The sequence below is a fragment of the Oleiphilus sp. HI0086 genome (assembly GCF_001635225.1).
Genome location: NZ_LWFZ01001052.1, coordinates 1 through 478, shown reverse-complemented (window position 1 = coordinate 478; position 478 = coordinate 1). Strand labels below are relative to the sequence as shown.

Genomic DNA, 478 nt, shown 5'->3' with positions numbered 1-478 from the left:
GCGGGGTCCCCCTCCTCTTGCGAGGGTCTTAAGGAAACATTAACCGAAGTTTTTCCAATCGGCGCAAAGATTTCGTTCTGTCCTTCCCAAAGACTCAGCGCAATATGTGCCAAAAATGACAGTATAATCGCACCGGCTAAGGCTTTTCTTGGCCGAGAACTTGAACCACTAGCAATGGGTGAATCTATTGACAAGAACTTGTTTTCCATGGGTTGGGACTAAAGAAACGGAAACTGTGTGGAATAATACATTGAAATATAAACTTTTCTCTAAAGTTATCTATACTTTTAACCTGTAAAGAGATTGAAGACCACTTATTTACCAGCAGAAGTAGCGAGAAGAGAAGTTAAACATGGCAAACATATTAGTTGTTGATGACTCTGCATCAATGAGACAAATGATCAAATTCACCCTCGAGATCGCCTGACACAAAGTGACCGAAGCAACTGACGGTTTACAGGGTTTGCACCAAGCAAAA

General features: G+C 41.6%; 1 protein-coding gene. It reads right to left on the bottom strand.

The genetic code is table 11. The annotated features are described in order from the left end of the window. Positions 1 to 194: hypothetical protein (locus tag A3756_RS28820; RefSeq protein ID WP_231875574.1), on the bottom strand; the 194-nt coding region annotated here is incomplete at its 3' end. Positions 195 to 478 lie beyond the last annotated feature (284 nt).